At 59.8% G+C, this 1,430-nt stretch carries 1 protein-coding gene; it reads right to left on the minus strand.

Translation table 11 applies throughout. From position 1 onward, the window contains the following. Positions 1 to 31: 31 nt before the first annotated feature. A complete protein-coding gene (locus KVP70_RS33005; RefSeq protein ID WP_217946665.1) occupies positions 32 to 1,351 on the minus strand; it encodes an ISL3 family transposase in 1,320 nt (439 codons plus the stop codon). Positions 1,352 to 1,430: the final 79 nt, after the last annotated feature.

Consider the following 1,430-nt stretch of genomic DNA (forward strand, 5'->3'; position numbering starts at 1 on the left):
GGCTCTATGCCGTTTTCAGTGGAAATTGACATCAGGCGAAGTGGCGCGTAACGCCATGTTCGCGCGGCACGGCGGCGAGCAGCGGATTGGACGGCAGGTGTTTGAGCTTGGCCATGCGTAAGTAAGCGATGGCGATGAAGTTGGTCACTGTACGGAAACCGCGTGCGGCGCGTTTGGTTTGCTGAAGCATTCCGTTCATGGCCTCGACATAGGCGTTGCTGCGGCCATCGAGCATGCCGCGCACCACGCCGGGCAGGCGCTCGGTGAGCGTGATAGCCAAGCGTTTGAACGGTTCAAGTCTGCAACGGCTGGCCCAGGATATCCAGCCCATCAGGTCTTGCTTGGCCTTGCTGGCGCAGTTGGCCGCGACAGCGCCGCGATAGACCTCGCGCAGCGCCTGCTTTAAGCGCCAGGCGCGTGCGCTTTTCAAATTGGAGCGCTGCAACCAGTGCATAGAATTGGTCTGATGGTAAGTCCAGCTAACAGGATTTTTACGCATGCCCCACATCATCGCCTTGACCGCCTTGCGGTCCTCGCCCAGCGCAGCACGCACGGCTTTCGGCTGGCTACGCATTTCCTCCCGCCGCACCTCGTCCATGGCCGCATTGGCCAGCGCGATCACATGAAAGCGGTCATAGCTGATTTGGGCGCCGGGCAGCGTCTCAGCCACGCCCTTGGCATAGGCCGCGCTCATGTCCATGCAGACATGCTCGATCTCGTCGGCAACGCCGCCGTGCATCGCCAGTTCCTGTTTGAAGGCCGCCACCGTTTCATGGTCGCGCCCTGGCGTGACGAACAGCAGCCGTCGGGCCTCCAGATCATGCACGACGGTGACGTACTGGTGGCCCTTCTTGACGCTGGTCTCGTCAATGCCGATCACACGCACACCCGTCATGTCGTCGCGGCCACGCGCAATGTTCACATAGTGTTCGATGCGCCGCCAAAGCCGCTTCGACGCTACTCTCAACTGGGCAGCAGCCTGGGCCACCGGCAAGGTCTGGCACAACGACAAGGCAAGCGCTTCAAACAGCAACGTAAAACCACTACCCGGCCGCGCCCACGGCACTTCTGCCTGCGTGGTCTTGCCGCACGCGCTGCAATCCACACGTGGTACCTCGGCGTGCAGCCAAGCCTCAAACTGGAAAAAATCCAGATGCCGCCAGCTACGTTTAATGCGGTCATGAACACCTTGGCCGTTTACGCCACAGGCAGGACAAGGCAACTGTTTGGCATCACACGACACCTCAAAATCAATCCGGCGTTTGGCCGTATCGAGCTCAACTTTGGAAACAATCCATGGCGCTTGCAGGCCCAGCGCGGTGGTGAACAGGGTTTCGACGCCAATACTCATCGGGGACTCGTGAACTCAGAAAGTGGATGTAACCGACATGTTACCCGATGTCAAATTCCACACGGAACGGCATTGAGCC

The organism is Duganella violaceipulchra (genome assembly GCF_019166075.1).
GTDB lineage: Bacteria > Pseudomonadota > Gammaproteobacteria > Burkholderiales > Burkholderiaceae_D > Rugamonas > Rugamonas violaceipulchra.

Bases quoted from the DNA above. Each gene is read 5' to 3' on its own strand.
- KVP70_RS33005 (WP_217946665.1), bottom strand. From the start codon at position 1,351: ATGAGTATTGGCGTCGAAACCCTGTTCACCACCGCGCTGGGCCTGCAA.